General features: G+C 64.8%; 15 protein-coding genes. 2 read left to right on the plus strand and 13 right to left on the minus strand.

The features are described from left to right. Positions 1 to 59: 59 nt before the first annotated feature. The 6 genes from AC5RVN_RS10165 to AC5RVN_RS10190 are packed head-to-tail and all read right to left on the minus strand — an operon-like array spanning position 60 to position 5187. Positions 60 to 923 carry a prenyltransferase gene (locus tag AC5RVN_RS10165; protein WP_494105068.1) on the minus strand — a complete coding sequence of 288 codons (864 nt, stop codon included), beginning with the start codon at positions 921 to 923 and terminating at the stop codon, positions 60 to 62. Continuing rightward, the gene (locus tag AC5RVN_RS10170) at positions 920 to 1246 is read right to left on the minus strand and encodes a lycopene cyclase domain-containing protein (protein ID WP_494137828.1); all 327 of its coding nucleotides are present in this window, start codon (positions 1244 to 1246) and stop codon (positions 920 to 922) included. Before AC5RVN_RS10170 ends, AC5RVN_RS10165 begins: the two co-directional genes overlap by 4 nt. Continuing rightward, the gene (locus AC5RVN_RS10175) at positions 1243 to 1587 is read right to left on the minus strand and encodes a lycopene cyclase domain-containing protein (protein WP_494042128.1); all 345 of its coding nucleotides are present in this window, start codon (positions 1585 to 1587) and stop codon (positions 1243 to 1245) included. Before AC5RVN_RS10175 ends, AC5RVN_RS10170 begins: the two co-directional genes overlap by 4 nt. Beyond that, positions 1587 to 3194 carry a phytoene desaturase family protein gene (gene crtI / locus AC5RVN_RS10180; RefSeq protein WP_494137829.1) on the minus strand — a complete coding sequence of 536 codons (1608 nt, stop codon included), beginning with the start codon at positions 3192 to 3194 and terminating at the stop codon, positions 1587 to 1589. Before crtI ends, AC5RVN_RS10175 begins: the two co-directional genes overlap by 1 nt. Beyond that, positions 3191 to 4105 carry a phytoene/squalene synthase family protein gene (locus AC5RVN_RS10185; protein ID WP_494137830.1) on the minus strand — a complete coding sequence of 305 codons (915 nt, stop codon included), beginning with the start codon at positions 4103 to 4105 and terminating at the stop codon, positions 3191 to 3193. Before AC5RVN_RS10185 ends, crtI begins: the two co-directional genes overlap by 4 nt. Beyond that, positions 4102 to 5187: a polyprenyl synthetase family protein gene (locus AC5RVN_RS10190; protein WP_494137831.1), complete on the minus strand. Its 1086-nt coding sequence runs from the start codon at positions 5185 to 5187 to the stop codon at positions 4102 to 4104. Before AC5RVN_RS10190 ends, AC5RVN_RS10185 begins: the two co-directional genes overlap by 4 nt. Positions 5188 to 5207: 20 nt before the next feature. On the opposite strand from AC5RVN_RS10190, the gene idi reads away from it, so the two are divergent. Further along, positions 5208 to 5753: an isopentenyl-diphosphate Delta-isomerase gene (gene idi / locus AC5RVN_RS10195; protein ID WP_494042132.1), complete on the plus strand. Its 546-nt coding sequence runs from the start codon at positions 5208 to 5210 to the stop codon at positions 5751 to 5753. Here idi and AC5RVN_RS10200 read toward each other — a convergent pair whose 3' ends face one another. The 7 genes from AC5RVN_RS10200 to AC5RVN_RS10230 all read right to left on the minus strand — a co-directional run bounded on the left by AC5RVN_RS10200 (position 5754) and on the right by AC5RVN_RS10230 (position 13897). Next, entirely contained in the window at positions 5754 to 6515 is a 762-nt protein-coding gene (locus AC5RVN_RS10200; protein ID WP_494042133.1) for a glycosyltransferase family 2 protein, read from the minus strand. A 102-nt stretch (positions 6516 to 6617) separates the two neighbouring features. After that, positions 6618 to 8912: a catalase/peroxidase HPI gene (katG, locus tag AC5RVN_RS10205; protein WP_494137832.1), complete on the minus strand. Its 2295-nt coding sequence runs from the start codon at positions 8910 to 8912 to the stop codon at positions 6618 to 6620. Between the two features lie 172 nt (positions 8913 to 9084). Then, positions 9085 to 9438, minus strand: a complete 354-nt coding sequence (locus tag AC5RVN_RS10210; protein ID WP_494137833.1) for a SpoIIAA family protein — start codon at positions 9436 to 9438, stop codon at positions 9085 to 9087. Positions 9439 to 9620: 182 nt separating this feature from the next. Beyond that, on the minus strand, positions 9621 to 11036 hold the full coding sequence (locus tag AC5RVN_RS10215) for a hypothetical protein (protein WP_494042136.1): 1416 nt from the start codon (positions 11034 to 11036) through the stop codon (positions 9621 to 9623). A gap of 90 nt (positions 11037 to 11126) precedes the next feature. Then, a complete protein-coding gene (locus AC5RVN_RS10220; protein WP_494105074.1) occupies positions 11127 to 12056 on the minus strand; it encodes a hypothetical protein in 930 nt (309 codons plus the stop codon). 375 nt (positions 12057 to 12431) lie between these two features. After that, positions 12432 to 13139, minus strand: coding sequence for a cache domain-containing protein (locus AC5RVN_RS10225; protein WP_494137834.1), 708 nt, complete (start codon positions 13137 to 13139; stop codon positions 12432 to 12434). Beyond that, positions 13136 to 13897: a FadR/GntR family transcriptional regulator gene (locus tag AC5RVN_RS10230; protein WP_494137835.1), complete on the minus strand. Its 762-nt coding sequence runs from the start codon at positions 13895 to 13897 to the stop codon at positions 13136 to 13138. The genes AC5RVN_RS10225 and AC5RVN_RS10230 overlap by 4 nt, the downstream gene beginning before the upstream one ends. Positions 13898 to 14241: 344 nt before the next feature. Here AC5RVN_RS10230 and AC5RVN_RS10235 point away from each other — a divergent pair, with 344 nt between their 5' ends. Then, positions 14242 to 15753, plus strand: a complete 1512-nt coding sequence (locus AC5RVN_RS10235; protein WP_494137836.1) for an APC family permease — start codon at positions 14242 to 14244, stop codon at positions 15751 to 15753. The last annotated feature ends 22 nt before the right edge of the window (positions 15754 to 15775 follow it).

The following is a 15775-nucleotide window of genomic DNA, read 5'->3' on the forward strand; positions in this document are numbered from 1 at the left end:
ACCGCGGGCCCAGCCGCGGCCCAAACTTCCGGACCAGATTACCGGCCCGGGAGTACCTGTCAGCGGACCGCCGCGTACCAGATCAGCAGCATCGTGACGAAGAACCCGGTGCCGTAGTTCAGCCACAGAAACCGCTCCCAGCCCCGGTGTGCAAGTTCAGCTTTGTCGTCGTCAAGGGAAGCGAACGGCAGGATGCTGATCACGTACGGCAGCACCAGGACCGCTGCCAGCGGTCCCGGCCATGGGGTGAACAGCATCAGTGCGCCGCCGGCCAGGTAAGCGGCGATGGCGAACCGAACCGTGGCGCGGGCGCCGGTGACGGTGGCGATCGACGCTATGCCGCCGGCGCGGTCGGCGCCGATGTCCTGCACAGCACCGAACGCCTGGCTCGCCATGCCCCAAAGGAAAAAGGCAGCCAGCAGCGCCCACAACGCCCCTGTGAACTCTGCCTGTGCCAGCACCAGACCGTAAACCGCTGGGCTCACAAAGTGCGTGCTGGACGTGACCGAATCAAGGAACGGGCGCTCCTTGAAGCGCAGCCCGGGCGCACTGTATGCAACCACCGCAAAAATACTGACGGCCAGCACCAGCCACGAGGCCGGCCCGCCGAGCAGCACGAGCGCCGCGAGGAACGGCAGGTTGGTGGCAATCGCGGCGCGGAGGGTGATGGTGTGCATGGTCCGGTCCAGCACAGCGCCTTCCACACCTCCCTTGCGCGGGTTCCGGAGGTCCGATTCGTAGTCGAAGACGTCGTTGATCCCGTACATCGCCAGGTTGTAGGGGATCAGGAAGTACAGTGTTCCGATCACCCAAGCAAGGTCGATCTGCCCAGAGGTCAACAGGTAGGCCGCTCCGAATGGAAAGGCCGTGTTCACCCAGGACAGCGGGCGGGAGGAGACCAGCAGCGTGCGCAGGGTCTTCATGCCCGCCCCCGCTCTGCACGCTCGCCCAGGAGAATCCATAGAGAGGGCAACAAAAGCACCGCGGCCACCGGGTAGGCGAAGTCTTCCAGCGGTGCCAGGCCCACGGAGACACCCGAAGTATGGTCGGGGGAGTAGGTGAAGAGCCCGGCGGCGATCATCAGGTTGTCGAACACGGCCGTCAGGACCAGCACGACGGCGGTGGTGCAGCCTGCTGCCCCGAGTGCCACGCGGCGGCCCCGGCCGCGCAATTTCAAGGCCACCGCTGCATTGCCCACAACAAGAGCCACGGTAAGGAACACCGAGTTCAGCGCCCAGTAGGTCATGAGCGTTCCCTCACCCTTTCGGTTGGACGCGACCGGGCCTGGAGGCCCCGCTGGAACAGCAGGAAGAGGTTCATCACGAGGTAGGTGAGGAAGACCAGGAAGATGGGTTCCTCCAGGGGCAGCTCCGGGCCGAGTTCGATCCCGATCGTCTCGTTGTGTCCGCGGAAGAAAATACCAAGCCCGATTCCCGCCAGGTCCCACGCCAAAAAGAACACCAGCCCGGCTATGAGCACGGCAGCTGCCCGGCGGGCATCACGCCAGAAGAACAACCGCAGGCGCTGGTCGAGAAGCACCATGCAGCCCAGCGACACGAGCAGGAACAGTAAGTAGGCGGCGGGCATCACGCGTCCGTGTTCTCCCGCACCCTGCCCGGGCGCAGCGGCACCGGCAGGGGACCTGTGCTCAGGTCACGGCGCAGCCGCTTGATGACCAGTTCGGCGCTGATCAGGCACATGGGAATGCCAATCCCCGGAATGGTGGAACCGCCCGCGTAGTACAGCCCCTGGACCTTGCGGCTTACGTTGCCGGCGCGGAAAAAAGCGCTTTGCTGCAGCGTGTGCGCCGGTCCCAGCGAGGTGCCCTTCCATGAGTGGTAGTCGCGCCGGAAGTCCTCGGGGCCGTAGCTGCGCCGCAACACGATCCGCTGCGCGAGGTCCGGTATTCCGGCCCAGTCGCTGAGCTGCTGGATCACAGCGTCCGCCACGCGTTCGAGCCGGTCATCACCGCTGCCGCCGAGGCCGGGGTCTGCGGGGATGGGAACCAGGACGAAGACGTTCTCGTGTCCATCCGGGGCAACGGCGGGGTCGGTGGCGCTGGGCTTGCACACGTACAGGGACGCGGGCGCGGGGACAAAGGTGTCCTTGCCGAAAATCGCCCGGAAGTTCTCCTCCCAGTCCTTGGTGAAGAGCAGGGTGTGGTGCTGCAGTTGGGGCAGTTCACCGCGGACGCCCAGGTAGAGGAGGAGGGCGCTGGGCCCGGCGGTGGACCGTGACCAGTACCGCTCGGGGTAGGTCTGCAGGTTCCGGGGGAGGAGCTCGGTTTCGGTGTGGTGCAGGTCCGCAGCGGATACGACGACGTCCGCTGCCAGAGTCTGTTCGGTCCCGTCACCGGCCTGGTAGCGCACGCCCCGCACCGCCGCTGGGCGTCTCCGGGACGTTGTGGGAGTGGTGTCGATCCCGAGCACTTCAGCGCCCGTCACAATGGTGACACCGGCGCTCCTGGCCAGCCGCTCCAAAGCGTCCACAAGCTGGGCGAACCCGCCCATGGGGTAGAGCACGCCGTCGTCGAGATCCAAATGGCTCATCAGGTGGTACATGCTCGGCGCGGTGAACGGCGAAGTTCCGAGGAACACTGCCGGATACTCGAGGATCTGTTGCAAACGGGGATCCGACACGTAGCGCCGGGCGTAGCTGTGCAGCGGTTCCAGCAGCAGGCGGGCAAGGCGCGGCAGGCGGCCCAGCACGTCCGGCGTCAGCAAGGAGGCATAGGACTCGAACGTGGAGTAGAGGAACCGGCGGGTTGCCATGGTGTAGGTATCGGCCGCGGAATCGAGGTACCGCTCCAGCCGGACGCCGGCACCGGGTTCCAGCCGCTCGAAGAGTTCCACCACCCGGCCCCGCCCGCCCGGCACGTCTACGGGATCGCTGAACCCTTCAGAGACCAGCCGGTACGCCGGATCGAGTTTCACCAGGTCCAACTGCTCAGCGGCAGAGGTTCCCAGCAGCCGGAAGTAGTGGTCGATCACGTCGGGCATGAGATACCAGGAAGGACCGGCGTCGAACCGGAAGCCGTCCTCGCTCCAGGAATATGCGCGGCCGCCTACAACGTCCTGCTTCTCGAGCACGGTGACGCGGTAGCCCTCTGCGGCCAGCAGCGCGGCGGTGGCCAGGCCACTGATGCCGCCGCCGATGACGACGACGGCAGTTCCGGCGGGCGTGCTTGCCTTCACTGTGCCCCTACCCGGCTGGTGTCCGGGGAGGCCGGTTCCAGTCCACGCCTGCCGGTGAGGACGGCGACGGCGATCCGCGCCTTCACGGTATTCGGGACGCTGACCCGGGCGCGGATCAGCTCCGGCGCGGGCGTCGCCCGGATCCGCTCGGCAAGTTCTGCAAAGAGTTCCTGTGCAAGGGCCACCGCACGCCGGCTGGACGGCGGCAGTTGCCTCAGCACGGCACGGGATTCCTGCAGATCATGGTCGATGTCGGCCAGGAGCTGCTTCTTGTGCGCCTCGTCAAAGTTGGCGGGGGAGACGCCGGGAAAGTAGCTGCGGCCCAATGACGTGAAGTCCTCGGCGAGGTCCCGGAGGAAGTTGACCTTCTGAAAGGCGGCGCCAAGGTGCCGGGCACCGCGCTCCAGCCGTTCCCTCTCCACGGCACTCACGGCTTGCCCGTGCAGGAAGCACTTCAGGCACATCAGGCCCACCACTTCGGCGGACCCGTAAACGTACTCGGCGAAAGACTCCGGGGTGTGCTCAACCTGGTCAAGGTCAGCGCGCATGGAGGAAAAGAACGGGCGGGTGAGGTCCGTGCCGATGCCCGTCCGGCGCGCGGTGTCTGCAAAGGCGTGGACCACCAGGTTGGCGCTGTACCCCAGGGCCAGGGCGCGTTCCGTTTCCCGCTCGAATTCATCGAGCTGCCGCCGGGTCTCGGCAGGTTCCAGGCCTGCGGCGGAGGTGACGCCGTCGACAATTTCATCCGCGACCCGCACCAGCGCGTACACAGACTCCACCTGGCGGCGCACGCTGTCGCCGAACAGGCGGGAAGCCAGCCCAAAGGAGGTGGAGTAGGAGCGCAACACCACAGCGGAGGCCCTCATGGCAGTACTCGTGTACTCTGCCAACGCGTCGCGGTCCTGGCTCATGCGGCAATCCGTTCAGTGACAGCCCCGGTGATGGGTGCCAGGCCGTCCCGGATAGCCTGCGGCACACACGGTTGGTCAAGTGCCTGTTCCGCCCGGTCAGTAAGATCGGCGGCGAGCTGCATGGTCCGGTCACGGGCACCGGAGTCGATCAGCAGTCCTCGGACCTCCGCCGCGCCCGGGGCGGTGAGGTCCGGGGCGGACAGCAGCTCCGCGATCCGGGGCCACTGGGGCTGCGCCGCCGCATAGGAGATCACCGCGGTGCGCTTTCCCTCCCGCAGGTCGCTCCACCCCACTTTGCCGGTCCGCGATTCGTCCCCGAAGACTCCAATCAGGTCATCGGCCACCTGATACGCGGTGCCGATGCAGCGGCCAAACTCGCCCAGCGCGCCCAGCAGTCCGTCTTCAGCGCCGGCAAGGATTGCTCCGGCCAGGAGCGGAGCCTCAAAGGAGTAGACGGCCGTCTTCAGCCGCGCCATATCCAGCACGTCGTCCACGGGCTGGGGGTTGGGGTCCAACGGAGCAAGCACATCAAGCAATTCGCCGCCGGCGGAGGCGAAGATGGCCTCGTCGAGAAGGTCAGCCAGCTGCTGCCGGGTGGCGGGGTCCGCGTCCACTTCCCCCAGGAGCCGGTAGGCGTTGGACAGGGCAAGGTCACCGGCAATCACTCCGACTGACAGGCCCGTATGTTCTGCCCGGGATGGGCCGGTTCCCCGGGCTGCGGCGAGGTTGCGGTAGGTGCCTGAGACGTTGGGCACCCCGCGGCGGGCGAAGTCACGGTCCACCACGTCGTCGTGCACAATCAGGGCGGTGTGCAACAGTTCGAAGGACGCGGCGACGGTTGCCGCCGTCGCCATATCGTTGCCGCCGAGCAGGCTGTAGACGGTCATGACCAGGCGGGGCCGGAAACGCTTCCCGCCCGCCGTGCAGGCTTCGAGGTGCTCCCACATGGCGAGGTAGTCCGGGTGCATTGCTTCGGCGCGGGACTTGGACCGGGCGAAAAAGGACGTGAGGACGTCGTCCACCAGCCGGCTGTCGAAGAAACTAGACAGCGTGGTCTCCTTGTCCATAGGTAAAGTAAACACGCGAGGACCTTTGGAGGGAAATGAACCACACGCCGGAGCTGGTTGTCTTGGCTGCCGATGACGGCACGCCCGTCGGAACCCAGGCCAAGGAAACAGTGCACTCCACCTCCACACCACTGCACCTGGCCTTTTCGGCGCATGTGTTCGACGACGACGGCCGCATCCTCATCACCCGGCGCGCCCTGTCCAAGCGCACGTGGCCCGGCGTCTGGACCAACTCGTTCTGCGGACACCCCGGCCCGGGGGAAACTACCGAAGACGCAGTGGCGCGGCGGGCCGGGTATGAGCTGGGGCTTCGCCTGGAGTCCCTGGAGCTCCGGTTGCCGGACTTCCGGTACAGGGCCGTGGACGCCTCAGGAGTAGTCGAAAACGAAATCTGCCCCGTCTACACGGCCCGAGCCGCGTCCCCCCTGAACCCTCGGGATGACGAGGTCATGGAGTGGCAGTGGGCCGATCCGCTGCAGGTCACCGCTGCTGTCGCTGCGGCGCCGTGGGCCTTTAGCCCGTGGCTGACCCTCCAACTGCCGCTGCTCTATCCCGCGAGGTTCAGCTCAACTACGCGGTGATCACCGCTGCAGTGGTGTCCGACGACGGCGCTCGCGGCGGGCGCCGAGCGTTACCTTCCAACGTTCCCACGGCGGTGCCACGCGCCAGTGCAGGGCGAGTGTGTGGAACGCACGCCGGAAGCGGCGGCGCCCGGCAGCGCCCCCGGCCAGGGAGCGCGCCGAAATGCCCACCCGGAGCCGGCGGTCGTAGGCCGTGGGTTGGGTGGGGCCGAGCGCAAAGCCGAGGTCGACGTCGTCGTGCACGCCCACATCGTCACGGTGGATCCGGCCGCGGACAGCCTCCCAATCCTCGCGCCGGAAGGCGCAGTTCGATCCGAAGGGCGGCCAATGGGCCATCGCGAAGCCCATGAGAACGAAGTACGCCTGCATGTAAGCGAGTGCGGCGAGCCTGGAACGGATGGGGCCGGCGTCGTAGAAGTCGCCGGGCCCCGTGAGGACCGCCAGCTCTGGCTCACGGGTGAAGCGGGCAGCGATGCGTTCCAGCCAGCCAGGCGGCGGAATGGTGTCTGCGTCGCAGCGGACAATCACGTCACCAAGGGCGGCGTCGTAACCGGCAGAAGCAGCGGCGGCGATGCCGGGCGCTGCTTCGTGAAGTACCCGGGCACCGTACCTGGTGGCTACTTTCGCGCTGTCGTCGGCGGAATTGTTGTCCACAACGATGACTTCCAGCGGGGCCACCGTCTGGGCTTCCAGGGCTTGCAGGCAGCGCGACAGGAAGATGGAGTCGTCTTTGCACGGGATCACCACTGACAGGGACAGCATGTCCTGATCCTAGCCGCGGGCATGCGGCCGATGCCCCTGCGGGGAGCGCCCGGACCGGCCGCAGTTGCAGCCGGACCGGACGCTTCGTTGGTAACCCGGGGGTTAGCGCAGGTCGAAGCGGTCAGCCTCCATGACCTTCACCCAGGCGGCCACGAAGTCGTTGACGAACTTCTCGCGGCCGTCATTGCTTGCGTAGACCTCGGCCAATGCCCGGAGCTGGGAGTTGGAGCCGAAGACCAGGTCCACCGGGGTGGCAGTCCACTTCAGCTCGCCGGTGGCCACGTCCGTGATCTCGTAGACGTTCTCCTCCGCCTCCGACACCTTCCACTTGGTGCCGGGGGAGAGCAGGTTGACGAAGAAGTCGTTCGTCAGTACTCCCTGCTTGTCGGTGAGGACGCCGTGGGCCGAGCCGCCCACGTTGGTTCCGAGCGCACGCATGCCGCCGACGAGTGCCGTCATTTCGGGTGCGGAGAGGTCCAGCAGGTACGCCTTGTCCAGCAGGAGGGTCTCCGGCGGGAGCTTCCCGCCGGGGCGCACGTAGTTGCGGAACCCGTCTGCCCGCGGCTGCAGGTACTGGAACTGGTCGACGTCGGTCTGTTCCTGGGCGGCATCGGTGCGTCCCGGGCGGAACGGCACGGTGACGGGGAACCCGGCGTCGGCCGCGGCCTTCTCCACAGCGGCGCAGCCGCCGAGGACGATCAGGTCGGCAAGAGAAACCTTCTTGCCGTTGGCCTGAGCTGAGTTGAACTGCTGCTGCACGCGCTCAATTGCCTGCAACGCCGTCGAAAGCTGCTCAGGTTCGTTAATTTCCCAGCCGCGCTGTGGTTCCAGCCGGATCCGTGCCCCGTTTGCGCCGCCGCGCCTGTCGGTCTTGCGGTAGGTGGACGCGGAGGCCCATGCGGTGGTCGCGAGCTGGGAGACGGACAGTCCCGAGTCCAAAAGCGATGCCTTGAGCGAGGCGATGTCCTGCTCGTTGATCAGCTCGTGGTCCACAGCCGGAACGGGATCCTGCCAGAGCTGCGCTTCCGGGACCCATGGCCCCAGCATGTGCGGGCCCACCGGTCCCATGTCACGGTGCAGGAGCTTGTACCAGGCCTTCGCGAAGGCCAGCTGGAACTCATCGGGGTTCGCCAGGAAGCGCCGCCCGATTGCCTCGTAGGCGGGGTCGACGCGCAGTGACAGGTCCGTGGTCAGCATCGTGGGACGGTGCTTCTTGTTGGGGTCGTGCGCGTCCGGGATGATGGCCGGGGCGTCCTTGGCAACCCACTGGTGGGCGCCGCCGGGGCTCTTGACCAGCTCCCACTCGTACTCGAACAGGATCTCCAGGAAGCGGTTGCTCCACTCGGTGGGCTTGTCCGTCCAGGTGACCTCGAGGCCGGAGGTGATGGTGTCGCCGCCCTTGCCACTGCCGTAGGTGCTGAGCCAGCCAAGGCCCTGCGCCTCAAGGTCCGCGCCCTCCGGCTCGGGGCCCACGTGCGCATCCGCGGGGCCCGCACCATGGGTCTTGCCGAAGGTGTGGCCGCCCGCGATCAACGCGAAGGTCTCTTCGTCGTTCATCGCCATCCGCTTGAAGGTCTCACGGATGAAGGCTGCCGCCAGTTTGGGATCCGGGTTGCCCATCGGCCCCTCGGGGTTGACGTAGATCAGGCCCATCTCCGTGGAGCCGACCTCCTCCGACATCTGGCCCTCGCCGATGTAGCGTTCGTCGCCCAGCCAGGTGTCCTCCGGTCCCCAAAAGATCTCTTCGGGCTCCCACACGTCTTCGCGGCCGAAGGCGAAGCCGAACGTCTTGAAGCCCATGGACTCAAGGGCTACGTTGCCAGCGAGGACCAGCAGGTCTGCCCAGGAAAGCTGCTGGCCGTACTTCTGCTTCACGGGCCACAGCAGGCGCCGGGCCTTGTCCAGGTTGGCGTTGTCCGGCCAGCTGTTCAGCGGCGCGAACCGCTGGCTGCCGTCGCCTGCGCCGCCGCGGCCGTCATAGACGCGGTAGGTGCCGGCGGCGTGCCAGCTCAAGCGGATCATCAGGCCGCCGTAGTGGCCAAAGTCCGCGGGCCACCAGTCCTGGGAGGTGGTCAGGACTTCAGTGATGTCCTGCTTCAGTGCCTCGACGTCGAGCTTCTGAAATTCCTCACGGTAGCTAAAGCCCGGGTCAAGCGGGTTGCCCTTGGGGTTGTTGGCGTGGAGCACCGAGAGGTCCAGCTGGTTGGGCCACCAGTCGGCGACGGTCCGCGGCCGGTGCCCCTTCGGCTGGGGCGAGTCAATCGCCGGGTTCTCGCTCTCGCTGCCGTGCGAGGTCACGCTGCCATGGGCAACGGGGCATCCGCCCTCAACCTTGCTGTCCAGGCCTTGGGCGCTTCCAGGGGTGGGAACCGGGGGGTGTTCCTGGGGATCGGTCATATGCTTCCTTCCATGTGGCCGAGGCCGGGAGCGGACTCGGCGGCCGGTTCAACCTTCCCATTTGAACATGGACAGGAAGGCCGGGGAGAACCCCTGTCCGCGATGAGAGAAACGGGCCCTGTTTCTTCTGCGGCTCCGAGCCGGCGCGTCGACGCCGGCAGGCGCCTGGAGGCTAAAGGGTATGGCCCGAAAGCCAGCGGAGCGCCTCTGTTTCGTCAGTGAAAAACCGTGTCGGAGTTGTCGACTGCCGGGCGAAACCGGCGATTACCGTGCCCATGGGATGGTCGCCAACGAGTGCAACAGTCGAGAACCCGCTGTAGGCATTCATCCCGGCCCGGGCTTCGGGGGCGAGGCCCGTGACGCCGGTGATGTCGACGAGGAGCGGCAGGGGCTGGTTGCTGCTAAGTCCGGCTAGCGCATTGGCAGCTTGGACGGCGATCTCGTAGGTGACGAAAGTCCGTGGAGCCCATCGCAGCTGCAGCGTGCCGTTATCCTTCGAAGCCGTAAACCATTCCTGGTGTTGCACAGTGTTGTTCCTTGCGGTGTTCTAAATCGTGACGGGTTATGAAGATCAGGGACAGGCTCCGGGCTCCCAGCAGGAAGTCCGGTGGCGAACCTGCGTCCACCACCGGACCTTTATCCTGTGCAGGGCTGCTTGCACTTATGCCGGCAGTCCTGATGCCTGTCGGTTATTATTCCTGCTGCAGGCTAGGCTGAGCGGCGCTTCATAAGAAGCAGCAGGCCAGCAATCAGAAGGACCAGGGCAAACGGGAGCAGTGAAGCGTCGGCACCCGTGTTGGCCAGGGCGCTGGAGCCCTGCGTCTGTGCATTGCCTGCTGAAGCAGCATTGACGGCGTTGCCGGCCGCGAGGCCTCCAGCGCTGATTGAACCAGCGCTGGTCTTAGCCTCAGAGTTGGTGGTGCCGGAGACCAGGGTAACGACGCTGATGCCGGCTCCCGGGGCAACTGTTGCGGTGCCGCCAGTGCCCGTTCCGGGAGCTACGCCAGTGCCCGTGCCGCCCGTGCCCGGGTCCACAGTTCCGGTGCCGCCAGTTCCGCCGCCGGGAACTTCTGTCCCGTTGCCGGAACCACCAATACCAACTCCCAGATCAACGTCCACATTCACGTCTCCGGTGTTCCCCGGGACAGTGGTGCCGGTGCCGTTGCTGCCGCCCAGGCCGAGGCCGAGGTTGATGTCAGCGAGGACGTCGGTGTTGGGGACGGTGGTGCCGTTGGTGCCGCCGAGTCCGAGGTCGAGGTTGATGTCAGCGAGGACGTCGGTGTTGGGGACGGTGGTGCCGGTGCCGTTGGTGCCGCCGAGTCCGAGGTCGAGGTCGATGTCTGCCAGGACGTCGGTGTTGGGGATGGTGGTGCCGGTGCCGTTGGTGCCGCCCAGGCCGAGGTTAACGTCGGCAAGAACGGCTGCGTCAACGAGGCTGCCGGTGTTGCCTGTGCCCGTGACATCGCCTAAATTGACCGCTGCGTCTACGTCTGCGACGGCGGTGGCATCGGGGAGCGCAGTGCCGGTGCCGTTGGTGCCGCCGAGGTTGAGGTCGACATCGGCGAGTACGGCAGCGTCGGCGAGGGTCCCATTGGTGCCCGTCACGTTTCCAAGACCGAGGTTAACGTCGGCAAGAACGGCTGCGTCGAGGCTGCCGGTGTTGCCTGTGCCCGTGACATCGCCGAGATTGACCGCTGCGTCTGCGAGGACTGTGCCATCGGGGAGCGCAGTGCCGGTGCCGTTGGTGCCGCCGAGGTTGAGGTCGACATCGGCGAGTACGCCAGCGTCTGTGTGGGTCCCATTGGTTCCCGTCAGACTTCCGAGGTTGACGTCGGCAAGAACGGCTGCGTCAACGAGGCTGCCGGCGTTTCCGGTATTTGTCACGCTGCCGAGATTGAGGGCGACGTCGGCGGCTACCGCTGCATCAGCAATGCTGCCGTTGGTGGCGCCAGTTTCGGTGATGCCGCCCAGGCCCAAGTTCACGTCCGCGGCAACTGCGAGGCCGGCCTGAGGGGTTTCGGGTGCGGTGGTGGCGTCTGCAGCGTTGGCTGCGGTGCAGCTCAGGGCAAGCAGCCCGCCGGCAAAGAGGGTGCCGATCAGCCCCCTGCGAAGGTTGGTACTCATGATTCGTTTCTCCTGAAGTAGTTGAGGTCGGGCGCTGGATCAGCAACCCGTTAGCCGTGTTCTGCCACACGTGCGGCAGTGGGCACTCAACTAATCAGGAGAGGAACCGGGGTCGAAAAACACCGGTGAAGGAGCGTGCTTGGCGTATTCGCCCAGCAGGCTGTTGCCCGCCAGGGGGAGCTGAAGAATGAAGGCGTCCAGCCAGGCTGCCGGACCGGAACCTGTTCCCGATGCCGTGCTGCTGCCGCCGCCTGAGGCAGGGGGAGCAGGAGCATGGGCAGGGTAAGGCGACCCGCCGGAGGGAACCGTCTGCACGCCCACCACTGCTATCGGGTTTACGCCGGAAGTGGGATAGGACGCGAAGTATGCAGGTTCGGACGTCGCCGGAGCGGCGGTGTATTCCGGGTCTTCGGCGGTCACAGGACCAGCGGAGCTTGGGATCGATTCTGGTACCGCAGTGCCGTCACTGATGCCAGTATTTTCGGCAGTCGGTTCCGCATCCGGTGCGGCCGGAAGTTGCGGGAGCTCCGGGAGGTCGCCAGGCAGGGGTGAGATACCGCCAACCAGATCGGTAATGGGTTGAACCACAGGTTCCGGAACGGGAACAGCTTCGGTCAGCGGTGATACCACCGCGCCAATGGCCCCGGCTGCCACGTTATCGGCGACAGCCGTTACAGGTGCCGTAACGGCAGAGACAGTATTTGCCGGCACAACATGGTTGACCACGGGTACCGAAGTAATGAGGCTGTCGACGGCGCCGGCCACTGGTGCCGCTGCGGGCTGCAGCAGTCCGTTCGGAACGGATGCGGGCGTACGGCCCGTTTCGACGCTTGGCGACAGGGCGGGCAGCACTTCGCCAACGGATGCCACCGAGGATGTGACACTGCCAAGCAGCGACGAAGGCTCAGGAAGCGTGTCAGCGCTGGCAGCAGTGGACGACACTGTGAGCCACGTGAGGGCGGCTGCCCCTGCCAAGAGGGTCGGCCTGAGGGTACGCCACAGAGAACTGGTTCCAGTCACGTGCACCACCCCCCCCGGTAATGTCTGCTTCAGACGACCGTCCCAGAATATGACGACGGCACAAAGAAAGTCTACTTATTGTCTCGCCAATGTAAAGTACGAAGCACCTTTTTACGGAATTGTCATATTTTGCTGACACTCGTTGGGGGAGTTGGCCGGAAATATCCTTTCCGATGACGAAATTCGCCTGATGCGACTGAACGGGAAGCGGTACTTGTGCTTGCCCCGTCTTCACCTCATCCCAGGCCGGGAAAGTGGGGACCACTGTGTACCTCGCAGGGCAGGGCGGCTTCTATGCCGCTGAGCTCGTGGCGTGACGCCATCCGAACTGGGCAGCAGGGCTGACCCTCAACATCCTCACCCTTTGCGGGGGAGTCAGCGGCTGCACATCAGAGTGAGGCCCAGGTGCGCCACCTCGATCGGGATCAAGTGTTTGTCCGTCGGGATGTGGCGGATTCTTTCGCCCACCAGGTGCGCGCCGGAGTTTCCTACGACGACGCGGTTGCTTCCGTTGAGGAGGGCAGCATCTCCCGGGATGGCCCGGAGCGCAGGCATGAATATCTCTTCGAGCTTGCGGATCCTGATGTCGCAGCCCGCCACTCCCGCGAATTCTCCATCCACCTGGATCGGCGCCGTGTAGGTGAGGATGTATTCGTCCAGGCCCAGGTAGTCGACGTAGGGGCCCCACATTGACCGTTCCCCTGTCCGGCTTGCCGAGGTGAAGAAGGGCATGTTCTGGTAGTCGTAAAAGCGCTCCCCGCCAGGGGTGAGGTCGAATTCCAGTTTTTCGATTCCTTCACCGCGCCTGATCCACCACTCGAGGACGCCGTCCCGGTTTTCGATGGCGTCTGCCGAGAAGATGACCCCGGCCCCCACAACGAAACTATGGGTTGCAAGGAAATCCTTGCCCATGTTTTCCAGCTGCCCCACGTCCCGGGGCGTAACGGTGAAAGGGAAAGGGCTTTGGCGATTTGTCCACAAAGCGGCAGTTTGGAAGGCGAACTTGTCGACGTCGAGTCCGAGGGTGTCCGTCCAGGCGGCTATTTCCTGTGCGGCCTTAGTTGCAGGGGTAGTGGTTGTCATGGGCGCTCCTGCTGATACGTCGGGTATCCGAGGGACAATTTCGCGTCCACCAAGTGGTGTACGTCATGCCGGATGTGTTTCAGCACCAGATGTTGAGCGTCCTCAGGTGCGTCGTTTGCGATGGCACGTGCCAAGGCCAGGTGCTCGGCGGCCACCTGTTCGGGATCGCGGGTCAGGGATACCGGCGCCCACAGTGCTTGGACTGTCTCGGCCTGCAGCCTAATCTCTGCATTCGTCAGTCGAGGGGACTGCGCCAAGACGGCCAATTCGATATGAAATCTGCTGTCGGCGCGCGCCTGCAGTTCAGGCTTGTCAGTCATGACTACGCCGCGCGCAAGGTCTGTAAGTCTGTTGATCTCGTGGGGTTCGGCCCGTTCGCAGGCCAGCCTTACAGTTGCGGCGGCGATGGCAGCATGCTCGTCGCCCGCGTCCCGAATTTCGGCAATGGACGTGTCCTGAAACCATTTTTTTATGACATCAGCGGAGGTGAAGGGCTGCTTCACAACGAATGTGCCGCCGCTGCGGCCCCGCCGCGTTGCAACAATTCCCTGATCCCGAAGGTCGGACAATGCCTCACGGAGGGTAGACGGCGCAACGCCAAACATTTCCGACAGTGCCGTCTCGGGGGGAAGCCGCTCGCCGACCTTCAGCAGTCCAAGGGCGATTGCCTTGGAGATCCGGTTGACGATGGCTTCGGAGCGCTCTGTTTCCGGCAATGCCCGGTACACCTGGGCTTGGAAAGCGGTGGTAGATGCCAAGAACGACTCCATGGGGAATAGGGACAGCAGTAACTCTAGTCCGGCACTGACGGGCTTCCCCGCCCAGCCGATGCGGCGCCGATCAGCCGGCCCCGCTCAGAAGTCCCGCAAGCTTCCTTCTTGCCATTGGCACCTTCGAGTGCTGCTGCTTATGAAGTGTACTGCAGACGTACTAAAAGCCTGGAAAGCATAGTTTTTCGAGCCGGATTAGGCCGTGAGAGCCCCGAAGATCGCGATTTTCACGGCGTCCACGGTGAGGGTTGCGCGAATAAAGATATGAAACTATGGTTTTTACGACGTGGTCCCGCTCACAGGCAGCGGTGTGACCGATTAGAAGGAGTCCAATGCGTGTAGAAGCACCTGAATCTGTTGGGGAAGCTGCGGTCGATGATGACGCTCAGCATCTCGCCAGCCTTGGTTACTCGTACGAGAGGCAATTCAAGCGGGAGATGACGTTCTGGGGGAACGTCTCGCTGGGATTCACCTACCTGTCACCTGTAGTAGCGATCTATTCCTTGTTCGCGGCATCCCTAAGCGTTGCCGGGCCGCCGATGTTTTGGTCACTGCTCATCGTCGGGGTCGGACAACTCCTGGTGGCAACGGTCTTCGGTGAAGTTGTGGCGGCGTACCCGGTGGCCGGCGGAGTCTATCCGTGGTCCAGGCGGCTCTGGGGCCGTAAATGGGGTTGGATGAACGGCTGGGTTTACCTGGTGGCGCTCCTGACCACCATCGCCAGCGTGGCGTATGGGGCGGGCCCGTTCCTGAGCACCCTGGCAGGCATGGACAGCAGCGTGGACACCACGATCGTGTGCGGCTTGGTGGTCATAGCCCTAGCTACTGTGTTGAACCTTGGCGGCACCAAGGTGCTGAACGCCGTGGCCATGATTGGTCTCCTGGCAGAGCTCGGTGGTGCCCTGGTCGTTGGCATCTGGCTGCTTGCTACCGCCAGGCACCACGACCTCAGCGTCCTGTTCCAGACATTCGGTGCAGGAGAAGGCAGTAATTACTTCTTTGCTTTTGCGGCTGCCGGTCTCATTGGCATCTTCCAGTACTACGGCTTTGAGGCGTGCGGCGATGTGGCGGAGGAGGTCCCCAACCCGGGCCGCACCATCCCCAAGGCCATGCGGATGACCATCTACATCGGCGGTTTCGCAGCCATGTTCGTCTGCCTGTCCCTCATCCTCGCCGTTCCCGATTTCGCTGCCGTGATCTCCGGGACCGATACGGACCCGGTCGGCAATATCCTCCTTTCGGCGTTCGGCCCCATCGGATTCAAGGCAGTTCTTGCGGTTGTCCTGGTCTCATTCCTCTCCTGCGTGCTGAGCCTGCAGGCCGCAACCTCCCGCCTTGCCTACTCGATGGCCCGTGACGGAATCCTTCCGGCCAGCAAGCTCCTCAGCACCTTCAGCGAATCGCGCCATGTGCCCCCTTACGCACTGCTCCTGGCAGGGTTGGTGCCGGCACTCATCGTCATCGGATCCAAGGTCTCCAGCGATGCGCTGACAGTGATCATCTCCTTTGCTGCCATGGGCATGTACATGGGCTTCCAGATGGTTGTCCTTGCCTCGCTCCGGGCACGCATCCTGGGCTGGAAGCCGAACGGAGCCTTCCGCCTGGGCGTATGGGGTATTCCCGTAAATATCGCAGCTCTCGTGTGGGGCTTGCTCGGCATGGTCAACATGGCCTGGCCGCGGACACCGGAAGACGGATGGTTCGCCAACCATGTGGTCCTGATTTCCGCCGTCACGGTCGTCGTGGTTGGCCTGGGGTACATGGCATGGAAGAAGCCGCACCTCAAGGGTGACGCCCCGGCAGCTGATGCAGTTCCCGCGCTTTCGGCCCGTCAGCCGGCGTGAAGGACGAAAGGTAACAAAATCC

It is taken from the genome of Arthrobacter sp. sptzw32 (assembly GCF_059089735.1).

Excerpts from the sequence above, each read along its gene's own strand:
- AC5RVN_RS10165 (WP_494105068.1), bottom strand. The coding sequence starts at position 923 with ATGAAGACCCTGCGCACGCTGCTGGTCTCCTCCCGCCCGCTGTCCTGG.
- AC5RVN_RS10170 (WP_494137828.1), bottom strand. The coding sequence starts at position 1,246 with ATGACCTACTGGGCGCTGAACTCGGTGTTCCTTACCGTGGCTCTTGTT.
- AC5RVN_RS10175 (WP_494042128.1), bottom strand. The coding sequence starts at position 1,587 with ATGCCCGCCGCCTACTTACTGTTCCTGCTCGTGTCGCTGGGCTGCATG.
- AC5RVN_RS10185 (WP_494137830.1), bottom strand. The coding sequence starts at position 4,105 with ATGAGCCAGGACCGCGACGCGTTGGCAGAGTACACGAGTACTGCCATG.
- idi (WP_494042132.1), top strand. The coding sequence starts at position 5,208 with ATGAACCACACGCCGGAGCTGGTTGTCTTGGCTGCCGATGACGGCACG.
- AC5RVN_RS10200 (WP_494042133.1), bottom strand. The coding sequence starts at position 6,515 with ATGCTGTCCCTGTCAGTGGTGATCCCGTGCAAAGACGACTCCATCTTC.
- katG (WP_494137832.1), bottom strand. The coding sequence starts at position 8,912 with ATGACCGATCCCCAGGAACACCCCCCGGTTCCCACCCCTGGAAGCGCC.
- AC5RVN_RS10215 (WP_494042136.1), bottom strand. The coding sequence starts at position 11,036 with ATGAGTACCAACCTTCGCAGGGGGCTGATCGGCACCCTCTTTGCCGGC.
- AC5RVN_RS10225 (WP_494137834.1), bottom strand. The coding sequence starts at position 13,139 with ATGACAACCACTACCCCTGCAACTAAGGCCGCACAGGAAATAGCCGCC.
- AC5RVN_RS10235 (WP_494137836.1), top strand. The coding sequence starts at position 14,242 with ATGCGTGTAGAAGCACCTGAATCTGTTGGGGAAGCTGCGGTCGATGAT.